The sequence below is a fragment of the Acinetobacter sp. ANC 7912 genome, from assembly GCF_039862785.1.
In the GTDB taxonomy this organism is placed as follows: Bacteria; Pseudomonadota; Gammaproteobacteria; order Pseudomonadales; family Moraxellaceae; genus Acinetobacter; species Acinetobacter thermotolerans.
This window is the reverse complement of the sequence record NZ_CP156795.1, coordinates 634,715-655,096: the sequence shown is the minus strand read 5'-3', so window position 1 is coordinate 655,096 and position 20,382 is coordinate 634,715. Positions and strand designations below refer to the sequence as shown.

Sequence of the window (20,382 nt, the reverse complement as noted above, 5' to 3'; positions counted from 1 at the left end):
TTTAGTGATGAAGACACTTAAATTACGCATAAAAGACAAACATTGCAAGGTGCTAGACCAATTGGCATCTGAAGTTAATTTTGTCTGGAACTATGTCAATGATTTGTGTTTTAAACACTTGCAAAGAAAACAACAATTCTTTTCAGCTTACGATATTGCTAAATACACGAAAGGTACATCAAAAGAGTGCAATTTGCACAGCCAAACCATACAGGCAGTTGCGGAAGAATTAGTTACTCGAAGAAAGCAATTTAAAAAAGCCAAGCTAAAATGGCGTGTCAGTAACAAAAAAAATGCTAGACGTTCTCTCGGTTGGATTCCATTTAAAAAAGTGGCGGTGAAATATGCCGATGGGTATGTCCAATACGGCAAGCATCAATTCAAGCTATGGGACAGTTACGGACTAAGTAAATACAATGTTAAAACAGGCTCGTTTGTCGAGGATAGCCGAGGGCGTTGGTATGTATGTCTTGTGGTTGATTCAATTAAAACAGAGAAAACCACCGCTAAAACCTCAATTGGCATTGATCTAGGACTCAAAGACCTTGCGACTTGCTCAGATGGTGTAAAGTTCAAAGCGCCTAAAATCTATCGTCAATATGAACAAAAACTTGGTATTGCTCAAAGAGCAAGAAATAAAAAACGTGTCAAAGCGATTCATGCCAAGATCAAAAATCTACGTCAAAATATGCTGCATCAATTCAGTCATAAACTGGTGAATGAACATGCAGCCATCTTCGTTGGTAATGTGAATGCCAAAGCATTGGCACAGACAAAATTAGCTAAGTCTGTACTCGATGCAGGTTGGACGACCTTAAGAACCATGCTCAAGTATAAATGCGAGAACGCAGGGGTATGGTATGAAGAAGTCAATGAAGCCTATACCACCCAAACTTGCTCGTGCTGCGGCTCACGCTCCAGTAGTCTGAAAGGTAGAGCAGGACTTGGAATAAGAGAATGGCAGTGTGTGGAGTGCGGTACATTCCACGATAGAGATATAAACTCAGCACTGAATATTCTTGCGCTCGGACATGGGCGTCTCGCAGGAGGAATCTCCGTCCTTTAGGTCGGAGAGGATGTCAAAAAACACAGAATAACTAAAAGAAAAATCACTCAATTTATAGTTTTATTTTTATTATCAAAACCCAAATTCCAGACATAAAAAAACCGCTTAACGCGGTATCTACAATTTTACTTAAGAAGATGGTCGGAGCAGTAGGATTCGAACCTACGACCCCCTGGTCCCAAACCAGGTGCACTACCAGGCTGTGCTATGCTCCGAATTTAACTCATAAGAGTTGGGGTGAATGATGGGATTCGAACCCACGACAACCGGAATCACAATCCGGGGCTCTACCAACTGAGCTACATCCACCATCACGGTGTTTCTTCATTTTAAGACGTAAAAAAACCGCTGTACGCGGTATCTTTTATTCTCAACCACCGAAGAAGATGGTCGGAGCAGTAGGATTCGAACCTACGACCCCCTGGTCCCAAACCAGGTGCACTACCAGGCTGTGCTATGCTCCGAATTTAACTCATAAGAGTTGGGGTGAATGATGGGATTCGAACCCACGACAACCGGAATCACAATCCGGGGCTCTACCAACTGAGCTACATCCACCATTGCCTTGGTTCTTAAAATCAAGCGACCAAATGGCGCGCCTGACAGGATTCGAACCTGTGACCATCCGCTTAGAAGGCGGATGCTCTATCCAACTGAGCTACAAGCGCTTTACTGATGATTTACATCATCTGCCTTGAAGAATTGGTCGGAGCAGTAGGATTCGAACCTACGACCCCCTGGTCCCAAACCAGGTGCACTACCAGGCTGTGCTATGCTCCGATTCATCTCAGCTTTCGCATCAAGCTATTCGCTTGGTACGGTGTGCATTCTAGGCGTGACGCCCTGAGACGTCAACACCTATATTTAAAAAAAATCAAAAAAACGCTTCAAACGTATATTTATCAAGCATTTCAGCCATTTTTTAAACAAATTTTAACGTTTTAGATTGGCACTAAAGTCCAGCATGCGATCCAATGGTAATTTCGCCCGTCCTGCTAAAGCTGGATCGACATGAATTTCCTGATCACCCTGCTGTAAGATATGCAAAATGCCATCCAGTTCATTCATGGCCATCCATGGACAGTGTGCACAAGAGCGACAAGTCGCCCCTTCCCCAGCAGTTGGTGCTTCAATCAGAATCTTGTTTGGAACTGCCTGCTGCATCTTGTAGAAAATACCACGGTCCGTCGCCACGATCAGACGTTCATGTGGCAAAGTTTGGGCCGCTTTAATGAGTTGAGATGTACTACCTACAGCATCAGCAATTTCAACTACTGATTCTGGTGATTCCGGGTGTACCAATACGGCTGCATCTGGATACAGGGCTTTCATGTTGGCGATCCCGCGAGAACGAAATTCTTCATGTACGATACATGCGCCATCCCAAAGCAGCATATCTGCACCAGTTTTCTTTTGAATATAACGACCTAGGTGCTGGTCTGGTGCCCAGATAATTTTCTCGCCCAGACTATCCAAATGTTCAACAATTTCAACAGCACAGCTTGAAGTCACCACCCAGTCTGCACGAGCCTTCACAGCTGCCGAAGTATTGGCATACACTACCACGGTATGGTCAGGATGCTCATCACAGAACTTGGTAAACTCATCTACTGGACAACCGAGATCTAATGAACAGGTCGCTTCCAAGGTTGGCATTAATACCGTTTTATTTGGTGACAGGATTTTTGAGGTTTCCCCCATGAATTTCACACCAGCGACCACCAAAGTTGATGCCGGATGATCGCGACCAAAACGTGCCATTTCCAATGAATCGGATACACAACCACCAGTTAACTCTGCTAATTCCTGTACTTCAGGATCACAATAATAATGGGCTACCAATACCGCATCGCGTTTCTTTAGCTCCGCCTGAATCTGTGCAAACTTTTCCTGTTTGGCCTGTTCACTTAACTGATGCTCTTTCGGCTCGCCCAAGCGTTCTAAATGCGCCTGCACGATTGATTTAGCTTCATTGGCTATCAGTTTGGTCGCATCATTCATAATAACGTCTTCTCTTTCCTATATGTTCGCTGGCCTGCGAACATCTACCCTACATCAATATCTGGCCAACTCTGGCAATGCGCTATTTTTGACCAGTTAGTAAAAAATAAAAAGTATAAAAAAAGCCCCCATACGGAGGCTTTTCATCAATCAGCATTATGAGCGATAGTCCGCATTGATTCGGACATAATCATAAGACAGGTCACAGGTATAGACCGTGTCTTTTGCCTCACCTCGTCCCAGGTCAACACGAATGGTCATTTCTGGCTGAGCCATCACGCGTGCACCCGCTTCTTCCGTGTAGTCGGCTGCTGCACCACCATCCTTACAGATTTGTACATCATCTAACCAAACCTGAATTTTTGCAACGTCTAAGTTTGGTACGCCGGCATAACCAATCGCAGCCAGGATACGACCCCAGTTTGGATCAGAAGCGAAAATTGCAGTTTTTACCAGTGGAGAATGGGCAATGCTATAAGCAATATCACAACATTCCTGGGTATTGGCACCGCCTTCAACTGCAACGGTAATAAATTTAGTTGCACCCTCACCATCACGCACGATCAGTTGTGCCAGACGTTTCATCACCCGGGTTAACACGTCTAGTACAGTTGCGTAGCGTGGATCATCTTGTGACGTGATCTCAGCACCACCTGCCTGACCAGTTGCAATGAAAATACAGGAGTCATTGGTTGAAGTATCACCATCAATGGTAATACGGTTAAATGACACATTGACTGCAGTCGACAGCAGTTGCTGTACCAGTTCACGGCTAATTGGCACATCGGTCGCCACATAGCTCAGCATGGTCGCCATGTTGGGACGAATCATGCCGGCACCTTTGGAAATACCGGTCATGGTATAGGTAATGCCATCCAGTATGAACTGCTCAGATGCACCCTTTGGTGTGGTGTCTGTGGTCATAATACCAGTGGCTGCATCTACCCAAGCATCATCACGCAATGAGTCTAACGCAGGCTGCAAACCACTGAGCAGACGATCCATCGGTAATTGCTCACCGATCACACCGGTTGAGAATGGCAGCACTTCAGTATTTTTTACGCCAGCCAGTTCAGCCAGTTTGGCACAAGTGGCTTCGGCATTCGCCATCCCTGTAGGACCGGTACCGGCATTGGCATTACCAGTATTGATGACCAGGTAACGCGGGTTACCTGCTTTTAAATGTGCTTTAGAAACATGCACAGGTGCCGCGCAGAACGCATTCTGGGTAAATACACCTGCAACATTGGAGCCTGCAGCCAGTTCGAATATCACCAGGTCGCGTCGGTTCTGATAGCGCACATACGCTTCTGCCGAACCAATTCTAATGCCTTTGACCACATGCATCTGTGGCATAGATACGTCACCAACTGCCATTTTTAAATGTCCAATATTGAAGTTTCAGAAAAATACAGCTTAGTTGATCTTCATCAAAAAATCGAGCCAAAGCCTGATAGACATTCAGTTTTCTTATGGTTTTTCACAATAAAAAACCAGCCATAACGACTGGTTTTCTTTCAACCCACAAAAACAAGTGAAACTTAGTTTTGTGCCAATTGTGCTGCTTCGTTCAATAATGCCTGTTTTGCCTGCTGCTGACTGGTCGCAGACAGTGCCGGATTAGACGCGACGATACGATCAGCGTTGGCAGCATTGGCTGCTGCAATCGCCTGTGTTTGCAGGACGATTGGGCGGTTTGAATTGGCAAAGGTATAACGGATACCGGTACGTGGGCTTTCCACTGTTACCTGACCATTCGCATCCACCTGAACTGGCGCAGTCGTTGGACCAACGGCCTGTTTCACTTTATCTACAGTTGTTTCTGAAGCTGCAAAAGTTAAAGTCGGGATTGCCAAAGCTGCAATCATGAACGGTTTTAATAATGTTTTCATTGTCTGTCCGCTTTTCAATATCCAATGAGCAACTAAATAACACTTAACGTGTTTTTCTGCAAATCGAAAAATGTTTTTGAAAGAATTTTTCACATAAAAAAATCAGAGCCCGAAAGCTCTGATTTTTTTCTAACGGTTAAATTTTACCGTGACACTGTTTGTATTTCAGGCCTGAACCACATGGACAAGGTGAATTACGGCTTGCAGGTGCTTCAAATACGGGGGCAACTGGCGTTGCATTGGCATTTTGCTGGGTAGTGTCCTCTTCTTCATCTGCCAGCAGGCTGTCAAACTCCTGATGAGATAACTGGATACGCATTGCTTCAGCTTGCGCCTGCTGCTGCGCTTCCATCTCAGCCAGCTCTTCAGCAGTTGGCACATGGATACGCGACAGATCCATAACTACATCGGATTTGATTACGCCCAGCATATTCACAAACAGGTTGAAGGCTTCTTTCTTGTATTCCTGTTCCGGGTTCTTCTGTGCATAACCGCGTAGGTGGATACCCTGACGTAAATAATCCATCGCCGCCAGATGCTCTTTCCAGTGGCGATCAAGTGAATTCAACAGGAAGTGACGTTCCAGCGTTGCCGCAGATTCAGCACCCATCTGTTCACGACGTTCGCGGTAGCGCTCAATCGCAGAATCGGTAATCCGTTCAATCAGACCTTCTTCATCCAGACGGCGATCTTCTTCCAGCCATTGGTTGATTGGCAGATCAATGTTCAGATCTTCATGCAGTGCAGCTTCTAGACCATCAATATCCCACTGGTCGTGAATCGATTCAGGTGGAATGTAGTTCGCGATCATGCCCTTCATCACATCACGGATCATTTCTTCGATGTAATCCTGCAGCGATTCTGCAGCCAGAATTTCGTCACGTTGCGTATAGATGATCTTACGCTGTTCGTTATTCACGTCATCGTATTTCAACAGGTTCTTACGGATGTCAAAGTTACGTGCTTCCACCTTACGCTGTGCATTTTCGATTGAGCGAGACACCATCTTGTGTTCAATCGCCTCATCTTCTTTCAAGCCCATCGCGCGCATCATCGATACAATACGGTCACCCGCGAAGATACGCATCAAGTCATCTTCAAGCGACAGGTAGAAACGTGACACACCCGGGTCACCCTGACGGCCGGCACGACCACGTAATTGGTTATCAATACGGCGTGATTCGTGACGTTCAGAACCGATAATATGCAGACCACCAGAAGCCAATACTGCTTCGTGATTTGCTTCCCATTCTGATTTCAGACGTTCTTCATCTTCAGGAGTCGGGTTTTCAATTTTTGCCAGTTTGGCTTTCCAGTTACCGCCGAGCAGAATGTCAGTACCACGACCCGCCATGTTAGTGGCAATCGTTACCGCACCTGGCGCACCCGCCTGGGCAATAATGTCTGCTTCACGTTCGTGCTGTTTTGCGTTCAGGACTTCGTGAGCAATACCGGCTTCTTTCAGTTTCTCTGACAGGATTTCCGATGCTTCAATGGTTGCGGTACCAATCAGAATCGGTGCAACACCTTCGTCCTGAATACGTTTGATTTCCTGAATAATCGCGTTGTATTTACCTTCACGATTCAGGTAAATCAGGTCATTCTGGTCATTACGGATCATTGGACGATGCGTTGGAATGATTACCACGTCCAGACCGTAAATTTCTTTCATTTCCGCTGCTTCAGTATCAGCCGTACCGGTCATACCCGACAACTTTTTGTAAAGACGGAAATAGTTCTGGAAAGTTGTCGTTGCAAGTGTCTGGTTTTCTGGCTGGATTTCCAGACCTTCTTTCGCTTCAACTGCCTGGTGCAGACCTTCAGACCAGCGACGGCCCGGCATAGTACGACCGGTGTTCTCATCAACGATGATCACTTCGCCTTCATGCACAATGTAGTGCACGTTGCGCTGATACAGGTAATGCGCACGAATTGCTGCAGTGACGTGATGCACCAGATTCAGGTTTGATGCTGAGTACAGACTCTCACCTTCTGCCAGCAGACCCATCTGAATCAGTTCATTTTCAATGAATTCGAAACCAACTTCAGTGATTTCAACAGAACGTTGTTTTTCATCGATCCAGAAATGACCGCCATCTGGCACTTTTTCTTCTTTCTGCGCATGCAGTTTTGGCGGAATGTTATTGATCAGCGTATATAGCTGAGATGAATCTTCACTTTGACCAGAGATAATCAGTGGTGTACGCGCTTCATCGATCAGGATCGAGTCGACCTCATCGATAATGGCATAAGTCAGACCACGCTGTTTTTTCTCTGCCAGCGAGAACACCATGTTGTCACGCAGATAGTCGAAGCCAAATTCGTTATTGGTACCGTAAGTGATATCCGCTTTGTAGGCTTCGGCTTTTTCCATCGGGTTTTGCATGGAGTAAATAATACCGATGCTTAAACCCAGGAATTCGAACAGTGGACGGTTTAACTCGGCGTCACGCTGTGCCAAGTAATCGTTCACAGTAATGACATGCACACCCTGCCCGCTCAAGGCATTCAGGTAACAGGCCAAGGTCCCCATCAGGGTTTTACCTTCACCGGTACGCATCTCGGCAATCTTGCCTTCATGCAGGGTAATACCACCGATCAACTGTACATCGTAGTGACGCATTCCCATGACACGCTTTGCCGCTTCACGGCAGACTGCAAACGCTTCAGGAAGTAATTTATCCAGGCTTTCGCCCTTATTATATCTTTGTTTGAATTCTTCAGTTTTTGCAGATAAGTCTGCATCGCTTAGGGCTGATATCGTCGGCTCGAGCGCATTAATCTTATCCACGATTTTACGCATACGTTTGAGTTCGCGCTCATTTTTTGTACCGAAGATTCCTCCGATCAGACTTGCCAACATGAATAGACTCTCTAAATCTTGCTTGTCAATTGAATATGTTCTTAGTCGTTTATTATGGTGCTAGAAATTTGAACTACAAGGGTTTTAGCAAAAAAACCTGATCCCTGCTTCCAGCCCGAGGACTTAAGGCAAGCTAATGTAACAAATTTTAAGCATGCAATATAGTGAAATAGAAAGTTGTTTGGTTCAAAAACGGATAGATGGATTTTACCCATTTAGCACTTTTACTCATAAGCAAAGCCAAAAACACTATTTTTAATCATAAAAAAACTAGTTCATATTAGGTTCATCGAAACCAATAACAGAACATTTGAGGCAAATAACATGGCTTTACGTTTAGGCGATACCGCACCAAACTTCGAACAACAATCTAGCGAAGGCTTAATTAATTTTTATGAGTTCTTAGGCGACAGCTGGGGCATCCTGTTCTCGCATCCAGCGGACTATACCCCGGTATGTACCACTGAACTGGGCTTTACTGCAAAACTGAAAGATGAGTTTGCAAAACGTGGCGTCAAAGCAATCGCACTTTCAGTCGATGACGTAGAGTCACATCACGGCTGGATTAAAGACATTAATGAAACCCAAAATACAACGGTGAACTTCCCGATCATCGCGGATCAAGATCGTAAAGTCTCTACGCTGTATGACTTCATTCACCCGAATGCCAGCGAAACTTTAACTGTCCGTTCTCTGGTGATCATTGATCCAAACAAGAAAGTACGTCTGATCATCACTTATCCAGCATCTACAGGCCGTAATTTCCATGAAATTCTGCGTGTCGTGGATTCATTGCAACTGACCGACAACCATAAAGTGGCAACCCCAGCGAACTGGCAGCATGGTGATGATGTCGTGATCGTGCCTTCACTCAAAGATGAGGAAGAAATCAAACAACGCTTCCCTAAAGGCTATAAGGCAGTCACTCCTTATCTACGTCTGACTCCACAGCCTGAGCAAAATTAAAAGGACTCCTTTTTAATTTTGCGCAAGGCAAACGAAGTGCGTAGTCTATAAAGGAGACACTATTCTATCCTTTTAAAATATTAGACCTTTTGCGAAAGTATAGTTTTATCTAATTTTTGAATTGGCTAAAACCTCATTAAATATAGCTTTTGACTGCTTAAAATTTGACTAACGCAAGAAGTCTATTAAAAAAGCTGTAAGTCACTCTCCACCATGAAAATGAGGATCGTCATTCATAAACCATCATTTTCATGTCTTGTTTGAACCCCATTTACGAGCCGGGTTTTCGAACATTCCCCAAAGCCTGTCTTCGGACAGGCTTTTTCTTTATTAAGATTTTGCTTCTGTTTAAGATAAGCATCAAAACTAAAATTTAGATCATGATGAAAAATTATTATTCGCTGCTTCTTGTAGCTACTCTTGCCTTATCTGGCTGTATGACGACACCAGCTTTACCTGAACATCAACGCCCACAGCATTGGGGACAGACTTTACATGCAGCACATAATTTCTATCAGATCAGTGATGAACTGTATCGAAGTGAACAGCCTAGCCATGAACTCAAGCCTTTATTAAAGCAGCATGACATTGCTGTGGTGATTAACCTGCGTTCACGTGACAAAGATTCCGAAATACTTGCGAATGAAAATTTAAAACTCCGACATATACCGATTCATACCTGGGCGATCGACCGGGTAGATTTATTGAAAGTCATGCAGGAAATTCAGCAGGCCCGACAGAACAATGAAAAAGTGCTGTTGCACTGTTATCACGGTTCAGACCGTACTGGCGCCAGCGTGGCGATGTACCGGATTATTTTCCAGAACTGGGCAATAGAAGATGCAGTACGGGAAATGAAGCATGGTGGCTATGGCTTTCACAGCATCTGGCGCAATATTGAAAATTTATTTAGCCCTGAAAATGTAAAATGGATCCGGGAGCAACTCTCGAATCCATCTACACATCTTTCAGGGAATGAAAAGCATTAGCGCTTATCCAGCGGCACCCACTCATTCACCCAAGCCGATTTCATGTTCAGACTGGCATCAGAGGCGATTTTCTTACGTAAGGTATCTGCAGCTTCACGGTCTTTAGATGGACCAACCATGATACGGACCCCTTTCGAAGTTGGACTCTTGGTGACTTTGTAGCCTTTGGCACGCAGTTTCGCAGCAATTGCATCGGCATTGGCTTCATTGGCTGCCAGTGCCACCTGTACCATCCACTGCTTATGGCTCTCACCTTCCAATAACTTACGAGCTTTTTCAGCTTCAGCCTTTTTCTTGGCTTCTTCAGCCTTGTGCTTTTCTTCGGCCTTACGTTTTTCCTCAGCAGCTTTGCGTTCAGCTTCTTTCTTTTCAGCCGCTTTACGCTCTTCTGCTTTACGTTTCTCTTCAGCAGCTTTGCGCTCGGCTTCTTTCTTCTCGGCTGCTTTGCGTTCTTCAGCCTTGCGTTTTTCTTCAGCAGCCTTACGTTCAGCTTCTTTCTTGGCAGCGTCATGCTGCTGGGTCAGATTAGACTGGGTGTGGTTCTGCTGTTCTAACTTTTTTTGAGCCGCCGCTTTATCCTCAGCTAAACGTTTCTGTTTAGTCTGTTCATCTTCCACCAGTTCTGGCGGAATATTGTCGGAACTTTGCTGGGCCATACGATGGGCATTGAGTGCTGCATATTCTTCAGCGGCTTTGCGTGCAGCATCGGCTTCTGCCTGTTGCTGCATCGCCAGGAATTCTGCGGCACGCGCTTCCTGTTCAGCCACCGCTTTTTCACGGTCACGGCGCTGCTGTTCCAGTAAACGTTTTTCAGTTTCGACATCAACGGTCAGAGAGCTTGGGGTTGTTACCTCACGGCTTTCGACCTGAGCCACCTCTTCTTGGGGAGTTACGCGGTGATGGTCCAGTTCGGCTTTGCCTTTTAGAAGTAATGCTGCCAATAACACACCACCTCCTAATAGAACAACGCCTCCCATCCAGCGTTGCGTGTTATTCATTGACATTCTTGCAAATACTCCCATACCGCTTCTAATGTATGAAATGAGCCACATACCAAAATCAGCTGATTATTATTGATCTCATCCAGTGCTGATCTAAAAGCGAATTTAACATTGTCGTAAATTTCTATCGATTGCCCGTTCAGTGCCTCAGTCAAAACTGATAACTCTGCCGCACGTGGCACGGATAACGGTGCAATTTTCCACAACTCTACCGTGTCTTTCAATAACCCGACAACAGAATTTATATCTTTATCGCCCAGCATTGAGAAAACACAAACGACTTCGGAAATTTGTGAATGTTGTTTTAAATATTGGCGCAATTGTCGCAGCAGGAATTCCACCCCATGCGGGTTATGTCCTGCATCGAAAATCACGGTTTTATTTTCAATTTCGCGAACTTCAAAACGGCCAGGCAATTTAGCAATTTGAATACCTTTAGCAATGGCTTCCTGGCTGACTTCCAGCCCACTGAGCAAAACTGCCGCAACAGCGGTTGAAATGTTATCCAGAGCCAGCGAACCTGTCGGCAGCTTTAGCGTTGTACCGGAAGATGCAAACGCCCAAGACTTGCCATCTTCGAAGGCTTCATAAAAATAGTCACGATTTAAGGCGTACAGCTGTGCCTGACATTCAGCTGCCTTGTCTAAAATCGCTTGAGGAATCTGTTGTTGTCCGCCAAAAATCACCGGAATATTCGGACGGATAATGCCTGCTTTTTCAAAGGCAATTTTTTCGATGGTGTCACCGAGCCAGTCGGTATGATCCAGACCGATATTGGTAATAACCGCGACATCTGGATTGACCACATTGACCACATCCAGACGGCCACCTAAGCCCACTTCCAGCACCCAGACATCGCAATGTTCATTTTTGAAAATCACGAAGGCTGCCAGCGTGGTCGCCTCAAAGAACGACAGGCTCAAACTACATTCGCGGCGAGCCTGATCGACTTCAACAAAAGCATCTATCAGCAATTGATCTTCCACTTCAATGCCACATAGCTTGACGCGTTCATTAAAGCGGTACACGTGTGGAGATTGATAGAGTCCAACCTTAAAGCCTTGCGCATTTAAAATCGCGGCCAAGGTCGTCGTTGTAGAACCTTTACCATTGGTTCCAGCCACCGTCAGCACTTTGGCTGCAGGATTGGTCACACCGAGCTTTTCAGCCACCGGAATGACCCGTTCCAAGCCTAAATCAATCCCTGTAACGTGAACATGGCTCCAATAATCGAGCCATGTATCCAAAGAATCTGTTGCTAAAGGTGCTGCTGTTGTGTTCAAGGCAAATTCATCAATTTGGTGACAATACGATAGACTGTATCACGTAATGCATGACGGTGAACGATCTGATCGATTACGCCATGATCAAGCAAATATTCTGCACGCTGGAACGGTTCATCCAGTTTTTCACGTACGGTCTGTTCGATCACGCGTTTACCTGCAAAGCCAATCATTGCCTTTGGTTCAGCCAGATGCACATCACCCAGCATCGCCAGCGATGCAGTCACACCGCCATAGACTGGATGGGTTAAGACTACGATATATGGCAGGCCAGCTTCTTTCAGACGCTGGATCGCTGCTGAAGTACGCGCCATCTGCATCAGAGACAACATGCCTTCCTGCATACGTGCTCCACCAGACGCTGCGAAACAGATTAATGGTTGTTGCAACTCGATGGCACGTTCAGCCGCTTGCACGAAACGGTCACCGACCACTGTGCCCATTGAACCGCCCATAAAGTCGAATTCAAATGCAGTTGCAATCATCGGAACGCCTTTGAGCAGACCTTGCATCACGACTAGGGCTTCAGTTTCACCTGTTTTCTTCTGCGCTTCTGCCATACGCTCTGGGTAAGGCTTGCTGTCGACAAATTTCAGCGGATCTTTAGCCTTGAATTCCTGGCCCAGTTCATGCTGTACCTGGTCAAAGAACCAGTTCAGACGGTCACGCGCCTTCATTTTCAGATGTTCATCACACTGCGGACAAACATAGGCATTAAATGACATCGCGGTACGTGTTACCAAGGCATGACATTCTGGACACTCAATGGTCGGTTCGGTAAAAGTGGCCTTAAGCGCGGTTTGCTCATCGGGTACATGAATGCCGGGAACGGTACGCTCCGTCCATGGGGTCGATGGGCTCAGAATTTTGCCTGATTTCACTGGTTGACTCATACTAACTCATCGAGCGCTGCTCGAAGCTCCTTGACTTTATTCACCGTTGCTTGAACGGCTTGTTCTGGCGCGAGCGCTGCAAACTGCTTCACAAACGCACTTCCTACAATGACTGCATCGGCAGCAACACCCATCGCTTTCGCAGATGCAGCATCGCTGATACCAAAACCAACGCCTACAGGAACATCAGTCACCGCTTTAATCTTCTGAATGCGGGCTGCAGCTTCAGACACATCCAAAGTTGCTGCACCAGTCACGCCTTTCAGCGATACGTAGTAAATAAAGCCGCTGGCCTGTTTCACTACATGCTGAATACGTTCATCAGTCGAAGTCGGTGCCAGCAGGAAAATCTGATCCATGTCATATTTTTGCAATACGGTTTTCAGACTATCTGCTTCTTCAGGTGGCAAATCCACCAGAAGCACGCCATCGACCCCACATTCATGGGCATAAGCGACAAATTTTTCATAGCCAATCACTTCAACCGGGTTTAAATAACCCATGAGAACCACTGGAGTTTCGCTATCTTTCTGGCGAAACTCTTTCACCATTTCCAGGGCATTCAGCGTATTGGTCCCACCTGCAAGTGCGCGTTCCGCAGCAAGTGCAATCACGGGACCATCCGCCATTGGATCTGAAAATGGCAAGCCTAGCTCAATCACATCGACACCGGCATCCACCATTTGGTGTAACAGAGGTACAGTCACCTCTGGATGCGGGTCACCAGCCATGACATAAGAAACTAAAGCTTTACGCTGTTGAGATTTAAGTTGTCCAAATCGTGTGGCTAAACGTGACATAGGGTTGAGCTTTCCTTAACGTGTTTTCAAACTTGAGGCGTTGACTATGTAGAAATACAAGACTCCGCATTGTAACGCTATTTTTTGTTCATTGAACAGTACACAGCATGCGGTATTGCATTTCATTTCCTGCGCGAAGATTTCAGAACAACCCGAAAGACAGTATTTACGAATATTTTGATTTTTTTCTCAATGATCAAAGATGACTAATTTTCGGATTCTGTAAAATGTTGAATATTTAGATAAACTTATATTTATCGGTAAAAACTCAATAAAATTATGGGTGTTAGCGCATTGATTTAAAGTTTTCTGAAATTGCAAAACCTGCTTTATACTACTCGCACTTTTTTACTTTTCTATCTCCTATGCAGACTGATTCCGAAGCTACAGTGCAGGCACGGGCCATTGCACTGTTGCCGCTTATTGTATTTTTAACCATCTTTTTAGGTAGCGGGATTTACCACACCATGATCGGAACCGAGTTCGCGTTCTATCAGGTGAAAGCACCCGTTGCCGCCCTGCCTGCGATTATCTTGGCTGCATTAGTGTATCGCGGCAAACTCAACCAGAGTATTGAAGAATTTCTAAAAGGTGCCAGCCACCCCAACCTGATTCTGATGTTCATGGTGTTTATGTTAGCCGGTGCCTTTGCCAGTGTCAGCAGTGCTATCGGCAGTGTCGATGCCACCGTGCAAATGGGCCTGTCGGTGATTTCACCACAGTTCGTATTGCCAATGCTGTTTGTCATTTCCGCATTTATTGCGACGGCAATGGGAACTTCGATGGGTACCATCGCGGCCTGTGCACCGATTGCCTTTGGCTTTGCCCAAGCGACCGATATTGCGGTGATTCATGCGATTGGTGCAGTCGTTGGCGGTGCCATGTTCGGAGATAACCTGTCGATGATTTCGGACACCACCATTGCTGCAACCAGTAGCCAGAAAGTTCAACTGAAAGACAAATTCCGCGTCAATGTCTGGATTGCCGTACCCGCATCCATCATCACCGTACTGATTTATATTCTGCACACCACTTCAGCAGGTGCTATTGAACATAAAGATTTTAATTGGCTGTTAGTGCTGCCTTATATCGCAGTTTTTGTCCTGGCTTTTAGCCGCCTGCATGTACTCGCGGTACTGACCATCGGCGTACTACTGTCCGGTTTGTTTGGCCTGTTTGCTATTCCTGATTTTGATCTGCTGAAACTCAATACATCTATTTACGACGGTTTTGTCGGCATGTTTGAGGTGGCTTTGCTGTCGATGTTCCTGGGTGGTTTATCGGCAATCATGCAACGTGAAGGTGGTTTGCGCTGGTTGATTGAACGCATCTATGCCCTGACCCGTCTATTTAAAGTTGGCCGTCAGCGTGCCGGTGAAATCGGTATTAGCTTCCTGGTGATTGTCTCGAACCTGTTTGTCGCGAATAATACTGTGGCGATCATCCTGTCTGGGGATATGGCGCGTGAAGTGGCCAAAGAATATGGTGTTGATCCGAAACGTTCTGCTGCATTGATGGATATTTTTTCCTGTGTAGTGCAGGGCCTGATTCCCTACGGAGCGCAGCTATTGCTAGCTTGCTCAATTGCCAAACTGTCTCCAGTCGAGCTGATTGGCGGCGTGTATTACTGCTGGATTCTGGCGATTTTTGCGATCCTCGCGATTGCCTTTAGATTTCCAAAATTAAAAGCTAATGCTTAAACAGTAAAAGTAAAAAATCAGCGGTCCTTAGGGGTCGCTTTTTATTTTGGTTTTTCTTCTTCAATTTTCAGTTGTTTTCGTGCTTGGAGTAATGTTTGCCCAGTTGCCGCTTTATAAGCACGTGCTAATGCCGATTGATCAGAATAATCCAGCTGTTGGGCAATTTCGGTCAGGCTAAATCCTTGCTGTAATAATATCTCACAACGTTTAATCCGTTCCTGTTCCAGCAATTTTTTAAAGGAACTGCCCTCTTCATTCAAATACCGCTGTAAACTCCGGGAAGACATCAGGAGCTGCTGCGCCAGCTGTTCAATTTTAATTGCACGGTGTTCAGTCCGTAGCTGCTCAGCAATAATCTTGCTCGCCTGCTGCAAAGTGGATTCGGTAGGAGGTTTTGCAGCAATGGCTTCTTCGGCCTGGCGCACCAGTAGCTGTAATAACATCGGATCCGCCTGTTCGGATTTTAGTTGTAAATCCTGCAGGTCCAGTTCAAAACCATAATAGTCTTGAGAGAAACGTACTTCTGTCCCAAAGAACTTCTGATAATGTAGTTGCGCCATCAATGGCGCATGTGCCAAACGGACACAACGTAATAAGAGCGGGTGATCTTGCAGGATATAACGCCCCAGTTGCACCATCGCCGCCATAGTCAGTTCATTTAACAGCTGATATTTGTCCTGCATATAGGCCCAATACAGTTCAATGCTATGTTCATGCTGTTTCAACTGCAGTGGCACAAATTCACCACCATCCACCACTAGACGCTGAAAGCGCATGATATAGTCAATCATTTCCGCAACACTGCTGCTTTTCGAGGCCATATAACCCAGCACCCCAAAATGCTCAGGGCGAATCGATTGGACGATTTCAAAAATCAGTTGCGGACACTGCAGATGGGCTTGGGTTCGTTCAATCACGGTATTTAGCAGTTCTAGCGGGACTTCAGCATCAAAAGGCTGGCCAATCAGCTTACTGAGTGGAACTTGCAGATCATGTAGAAAATCGGCCTGTAGCGGCTCAATCCCCAGGCTACGTAAATGCGTGGCCCAGAGCTGGATATAGCCATTGGATATTTTTATTTCCTGCATATGTGCTTCTGACCGCCCGCTGCAATTTGACAAGTTTTATTTTCATTTGGCGTAAAATGTATAAAAAATGGCAACAACTGTCAAAACAAATCGCGTCCCTCAGGACATACTGTCAGCATCGACATCAACAAAAATGAAAAAAGATGAATGCACCATTAAAAACTTCTGTACAGCCGGTGGTTCGCACCAATCTTGATTTTAAGCTTGATGAAATTCCCCGCTTCTGGTTTGGCGGCGATCCATACCTGACCCGTATGTTTGATGCGCTCAGCCTGACTTTCCCGGATGGTGAACGCTATTTTATTCAAAGCGTGCGTATGTTTCGTGACAAGATTACCGATCCAGACCTGCAACGTCGTGTGGCTGATTTTATCCGTCAGGAAGCCCAACACGGCATCGCCCATGAAAAAATGAATCAGGTCATGAAACAGCAAGGTATGCCAGTTGACCAGTTTATTCGGCGTTTAAACAAGATTTTTAACTTCGAACTGGAAAAACGTTCACCCCAATATAATATTGCCATGACCGCAGCCGCTGAACATATGACAGCACTAATGGCAGAAACCTTTTATGGCCATAAAGACACCTTGAAAGACGCGCATCCTTATGTACGTGCCCTGTTTGCCTGGCATGCGATTGAGGAAATGGAACACCGTGATGTGGCTTTCGATGTGATGAAACAGGTGGGTGAAGTGCCGGAAAATCTGCGCAAATTCACGCTGGCATGGACCAGTGCTTTGATGATCGGCTTTACCATCTACCGGGCCAATGTCATGTTGAAACATGATGGATTTAATCTGCGCCAGCTGCTACAAATGAATATCCGTGGTCTGCCATGGTTCTTTGGCAAAAAAGGTACCCTGACCCGCATGGGCAAACAGTATACAGACTGGTTTAAGAAGGATTTCCATCCGAGCCAGCATCCAGTCATTGCCCAATATGATGTCTGGGTCAAAACCTTGGCTGAAACGGGTGATCCAATTCAGGCCGGTGAAGCGTTCTGGCAAGCCGCTAAAAACTAAAACTTGATTTTCCAAAATAAAAAAGCCTTCAATCGAAGGCTTTTTTATTCACTAGTATGTCCCGTCCTGAAATAAGTTTACACCTTAAGAGACTTATTTTATGGAACATAAACGAGAACAACGAGTTAAACGTACACAACGTGACTATAGCTTTGCCTTTAAAATGATGGTGGTACATGAAGTAGAAAAAGGGCAAATTACTTATAAGCAAGCTCAGGCAAAATATGGTATTCAAGGAAGATCAACTGTGCTGGTATGGTTACGCAAGCACGGACAACAGGACTGGACTTCGAATATGCCGACTTCTTCTAAACGCCAATTGACACCCCAACAACGAATCCGCCAATTAGAAAAGCAGTTAGCCGCAGAAAAGCTTAAAACTGAATTTATTCAGGATGTGATTTATCACATTGATAAAGAATGTGGGACTGATCTTGGAAAAAAGTATACCGAGCACGTTTCAAAGATTGGCAAAGCCAAAGAAGACTAAGCGTTTCACGTTATTGTCAGTGGTTGGGAATCACCCGACAAGCTTATTATCAAGCAGAAAAACGTGCTCAAATGACTGCACAAGCAACTGAACAAATACTTGAGTTGGTTATGGAATATCGCTGTCTCATGCCAAGTATCGGAACACGTAAGCTGTATTGGCTTATTAAAGGCAAATTGTTGCAACGTGGTTTAAAGTGTGGACGGGATCAGTTATTTAAAATATTGAAAGAAAATAACTTATTGATTCGCCCTAAGCGTCGCTATACAAAAACTACGGATAGCAAGCATTGGATGAAGAAGCATCCAAATTTATTAAAGGATTATGCAGCAGTGCAAGCCAATGAAGTCTTTGTTAGTGATATTACCTATGTTGAGAGTGCTGAAGGTGTGCATTATTTATCCTTGGTGACAGATGCTTATACCCGACAGATTAAAGGTTATAAGTTATCGAATGATATGCGTGCGGAGAATGTTGTGCAGGCTCTACATATGGCGATGCAGCAAGCGACAGATCGAGCGACTAGGATGATTCATCATTCAGATAGAGGTGCTCAATATTGCTCTGAGCTATATCAATCGGCATTGCGCCATTATGGGATATGTCCTTCCATGACAGATGGCAAGGACTGTTATCAGAATGCATTAGCAGAGCGAATTAATGGAATATTAAAGCAGGAGTTTTTAACCACGCGATGTCAAACCATGAAGGAGTTAGATCACTTAATTGCGGAATCTATCATGATTTACAATTGTTATAGACCGCATTTAAGTTTAAATATGAACACCCCGAATCAGATGTATGAGCAAACAAAAACCGAGCTAATTGCTTAACTCGGTTTGAAGTGGAATACTGTCAATCTATTTCAGGACAAGACAGTATTTACCATTTAGCATAATGCTGCTCAAGTAAGGCATATTCGTTCAGCAAGATGATTTCCTGATCATCCTGCTGAATGGTACCGGATACCCGTGCCTGCCACTGGCTAAACTGGCTACCCACCAGCCGCAGGTTGAGATTCTCGTAACGGCGCCAGCCAGTCGTCACTTGTAGCTGCAATTTGTTATCCAATGAATGGATACTCCACTGATTGTCTGCTTCCTGCTGGAACAAGACATCCGCTAGCGCATAAATTTTGCCATTGATCCATAAGCAGTTTTCATTCCCAAAGCTTTCATTGACTCCAGAGGCCAGATTAATGCCGATCCGGTTCTGTTTCATATCCCAGAAATTACAGGACAACCAGAACCACGCCGTTTCAGGGCGCAGAAACCCGCAAGTATCATCTAATGATGCAAAGGTTCGGTCATTAAAAGGGATCGTTTCCCCATGTCGAGTCACAAAGTGGCCTTCACAGGTTAACGTCGTGAGCTTCTGGGTATAAGTCCAGCCATTAATCCCGGTCGGACTACACATACTGAGTGGTTCAGTGCCGGCACAAAAAATCCGAGCGCTGAGTTTGATGTCACCATATTTGGTCACAGTGATATAACGCACGCCATTGGCATGCTGAATTTCGATCTGATATGGAGATTTATGAAAATAGCTGTGATTAAACAATGGCTGTTCATCTAACACAGTATGTCGTGACAAGAAATTGATAGCATTCCATTCTTCAACTTCATTGGTCTGATGATTATAGATATAGAAAAAACCATGTCCTGCCCAGGCAATATCCGCAATTGCAACCCCAATACTGTAATGTTCATGTTGGATACTACAGAATTTGAATTTTTTGTATTTGAGATGCTTGCGCCAGCCTGTTACCACCTGGCCATAGGGGTTTTTGTACTGATAGCCTTTGTAATCGATACTTTTGGGAATTTCTTTAAAACGTCCGTAACGCGGTTGTCCATTTGCCTGAATTAAATCCATGTAAGGCATTCCATATACTACGTGGGAGAGTTGATACAGCCGTACTTGATATTATGCTAATTCCTAATCCTTGATAAGATTTTTTATACCGTTTATCGGCAAATGATTTGCAACAATTTGATTTTAATTTGAATCTTATTCTTTTTTAAAACTTCGAAATTTGAAATAGATATTGGGATACTTATGTTTAAGTGCCCTCTATATGAAACATGGTTTGGCGACAGGGATGTCGCCGTAAGGCTGAGGTATAGGGATATACCTTCAGCCTTACAAAAGATTTTTGTTACTTTTGATCTTTCAAAAGTAAATAACACTTAGGAATGGAAAGAAAATCTATTCGAACCTTGAAGTGCATGACTACTTAACCCAAAACCAATAAGCAGCCAATACTGATGTTACTTTGGAAAAGCCCAAAGTAACCAAAGGCTTTTTCTCGATTTAAATTTCAGGCGA

Annotated in this window: 16 protein-coding genes and 6 tRNA genes; 6 read left to right on the top strand and 16 right to left on the bottom strand. The window is 44.9% G+C overall.

Features of this window, described 5'->3' with window-relative positions:
- Nucleotides 1-7: 7 nt before the first annotated feature.
- Nucleotides 8-1,066: an RNA-guided endonuclease TnpB family protein gene (locus tag ABEF84_RS03295; protein ID WP_034586922.1), complete on the top strand. Its 1,059-nt coding sequence runs from the start codon at nucleotides 8-10 to the stop codon at nucleotides 1,064-1,066.
- Nucleotides 1,067-1,204: 138 nt separating this feature from the next.
- Here ABEF84_RS03295 and ABEF84_RS03290 read toward each other — a convergent pair.
- The 10 genes from ABEF84_RS03290 to secA all read right to left on the bottom strand — a co-directional run bounded on the left by ABEF84_RS03290 (nucleotide 1,205) and on the right by secA (nucleotide 7,822).
- Nucleotides 1,205-1,281: transfer RNA gene (locus ABEF84_RS03290), tRNA-Pro, on the bottom strand.
- A gap of 18 nt (nucleotides 1,282-1,299) precedes the next feature.
- A tRNA-His gene (locus ABEF84_RS03285) sits at nucleotides 1,300-1,375 on the bottom strand.
- Between the two features lie 78 nt (nucleotides 1,376-1,453).
- A tRNA-Pro gene (locus ABEF84_RS03280) sits at nucleotides 1,454-1,530 on the bottom strand.
- Nucleotides 1,531-1,548: 18 nt separating this feature from the next.
- Nucleotides 1,549-1,624, bottom strand: a tRNA-His gene (locus ABEF84_RS03275).
- A 33-nt stretch (nucleotides 1,625-1,657) separates the two neighbouring features.
- Nucleotides 1,658-1,734, bottom strand: a tRNA-Arg gene (locus ABEF84_RS03270).
- 35 nt (nucleotides 1,735-1,769) lie between these two features.
- Nucleotides 1,770-1,846 (bottom strand) — tRNA-Pro (locus ABEF84_RS03265).
- Nucleotides 1,847-1,999: 153 nt separating this feature from the next.
- Nucleotides 2,000-3,067, bottom strand: a complete 1,068-nt coding sequence (gene nadA / locus ABEF84_RS03260; protein WP_034587986.1) for a quinolinate synthase NadA — start codon at nucleotides 3,065-3,067, stop codon at nucleotides 2,000-2,002.
- A 156-nt stretch (nucleotides 3,068-3,223) separates the two neighbouring features.
- A complete protein-coding gene (argJ, locus tag ABEF84_RS03255) occupies nucleotides 3,224-4,444 on the bottom strand; it encodes a bifunctional glutamate N-acetyltransferase/amino-acid acetyltransferase ArgJ (RefSeq protein WP_034587989.1) in 1,221 nt (406 codons plus the stop codon).
- 164 nt (nucleotides 4,445-4,608) lie between these two features.
- On the bottom strand, nucleotides 4,609-4,959 hold the full coding sequence (locus ABEF84_RS03250; RefSeq protein ID WP_347453583.1) for a hypothetical protein: 351 nt from the start codon (nucleotides 4,957-4,959) through the stop codon (nucleotides 4,609-4,611).
- Nucleotides 4,960-5,095: 136 nt separating this feature from the next.
- Nucleotides 5,096-7,822: a preprotein translocase subunit SecA gene (gene secA, locus ABEF84_RS03245; protein WP_034587995.1), complete on the bottom strand. Its 2,727-nt coding sequence runs from the start codon at nucleotides 7,820-7,822 to the stop codon at nucleotides 5,096-5,098.
- Between the two features lie 324 nt (nucleotides 7,823-8,146).
- Here secA and ABEF84_RS03240 point away from each other — a divergent pair, with 324 nt between their 5' ends.
- Together ABEF84_RS03240 and ABEF84_RS03235 are read left to right on the top strand one after the other, a co-directional pair.
- Nucleotides 8,147-8,788: a peroxiredoxin gene (locus ABEF84_RS03240; RefSeq protein ID WP_034587996.1), complete on the top strand. Its 642-nt coding sequence runs from the start codon at nucleotides 8,147-8,149 to the stop codon at nucleotides 8,786-8,788.
- A 383-nt stretch (nucleotides 8,789-9,171) separates the two neighbouring features.
- A complete protein-coding gene (locus tag ABEF84_RS03235; protein ID WP_034588016.1) occupies nucleotides 9,172-9,777 on the top strand; it encodes a dual specificity protein phosphatase family protein in 606 nt (201 codons plus the stop codon).
- Here the strand turns inward: ABEF84_RS03235 and ABEF84_RS03230 are convergent.
- Genes ABEF84_RS03230 through trpA form a run of 4 tightly spaced genes read right to left on the bottom strand, consistent with a single transcriptional unit; the run spans nucleotide 9,774 to nucleotide 13,754 of the window.
- On the bottom strand, nucleotides 9,774-10,781 hold the full coding sequence (locus tag ABEF84_RS03230) for an SPOR domain-containing protein (RefSeq protein WP_375730994.1): 1,008 nt from the start codon (nucleotides 10,779-10,781) through the stop codon (nucleotides 9,774-9,776). The genes ABEF84_RS03235 and ABEF84_RS03230 overlap by 4 nt on opposite strands.
- A complete protein-coding gene (gene folC, locus ABEF84_RS03225) occupies nucleotides 10,772-12,061 on the bottom strand; it encodes a bifunctional tetrahydrofolate synthase/dihydrofolate synthase (RefSeq protein ID WP_034588003.1) in 1,290 nt (429 codons plus the stop codon). Before folC ends, ABEF84_RS03230 begins: the two co-directional genes overlap by 10 nt.
- On the bottom strand, nucleotides 12,058-12,954 hold the full coding sequence (accD, locus tag ABEF84_RS03220) for an acetyl-CoA carboxylase, carboxyltransferase subunit beta (RefSeq protein ID WP_034588006.1): 897 nt from the start codon (nucleotides 12,952-12,954) through the stop codon (nucleotides 12,058-12,060). The genes folC and accD overlap by 4 nt, the downstream gene beginning before the upstream one ends.
- Nucleotides 12,951-13,754: a tryptophan synthase subunit alpha gene (gene trpA / locus ABEF84_RS03215; RefSeq protein WP_034588009.1), complete on the bottom strand. Its 804-nt coding sequence runs from the start codon at nucleotides 13,752-13,754 to the stop codon at nucleotides 12,951-12,953. Before trpA ends, accD begins: the two co-directional genes overlap by 4 nt.
- 365 nt (nucleotides 13,755-14,119) lie before the next feature.
- On the opposite strand from trpA, the gene ABEF84_RS03210 reads away from it, so the two are divergent.
- Nucleotides 14,120-15,454, top strand: a complete 1,335-nt coding sequence (locus tag ABEF84_RS03210) for a Na+/H+ antiporter NhaC family protein (RefSeq protein ID WP_034588011.1) — start codon at nucleotides 14,120-14,122, stop codon at nucleotides 15,452-15,454.
- Between the two features lie 41 nt (nucleotides 15,455-15,495).
- Here ABEF84_RS03210 and ABEF84_RS03205 read toward each other — a convergent pair whose 3' ends face one another.
- Nucleotides 15,496-16,542 (bottom strand): AraC family transcriptional regulator ligand-binding domain-containing protein, encoded by a 1,047-nt coding sequence (locus tag ABEF84_RS03205; RefSeq protein ID WP_347453582.1) that lies wholly within the window; start codon nucleotides 16,540-16,542, stop codon nucleotides 15,496-15,498.
- 143 nt (nucleotides 16,543-16,685) lie between these two features.
- Here ABEF84_RS03205 and ABEF84_RS03200 point away from each other — a divergent pair, with 143 nt between their 5' ends.
- Nucleotides 16,686-17,564 carry a metal-dependent hydrolase gene (locus ABEF84_RS03200; protein WP_034588014.1) on the top strand — a complete coding sequence of 293 codons (879 nt, stop codon included), beginning with the start codon at nucleotides 16,686-16,688 and terminating at the stop codon, nucleotides 17,562-17,564.
- A 100-nt stretch (nucleotides 17,565-17,664) separates the two neighbouring features.
- A protein-coding gene (locus ABEF84_RS03195) for an IS3 family transposase (RefSeq protein WP_347452885.1) occupies nucleotides 17,665-18,887 on the top strand; the annotation gives its coding sequence in 2 pieces (ribosomal slippage) (nucleotides 17,665-18,001 and nucleotides 18,001-18,887; 1,224 coding nt in all).
- A 49-nt stretch (nucleotides 18,888-18,936) separates the two neighbouring features.
- Here the strand turns inward: ABEF84_RS03195 and ABEF84_RS03190 are convergent.
- Nucleotides 18,937-19,929: a DUF2804 domain-containing protein gene (locus ABEF84_RS03190; protein WP_034584569.1), complete on the bottom strand. Its 993-nt coding sequence runs from the start codon at nucleotides 19,927-19,929 to the stop codon at nucleotides 18,937-18,939.
- Nucleotides 19,930-20,382: the final 453 nt, after the last annotated feature.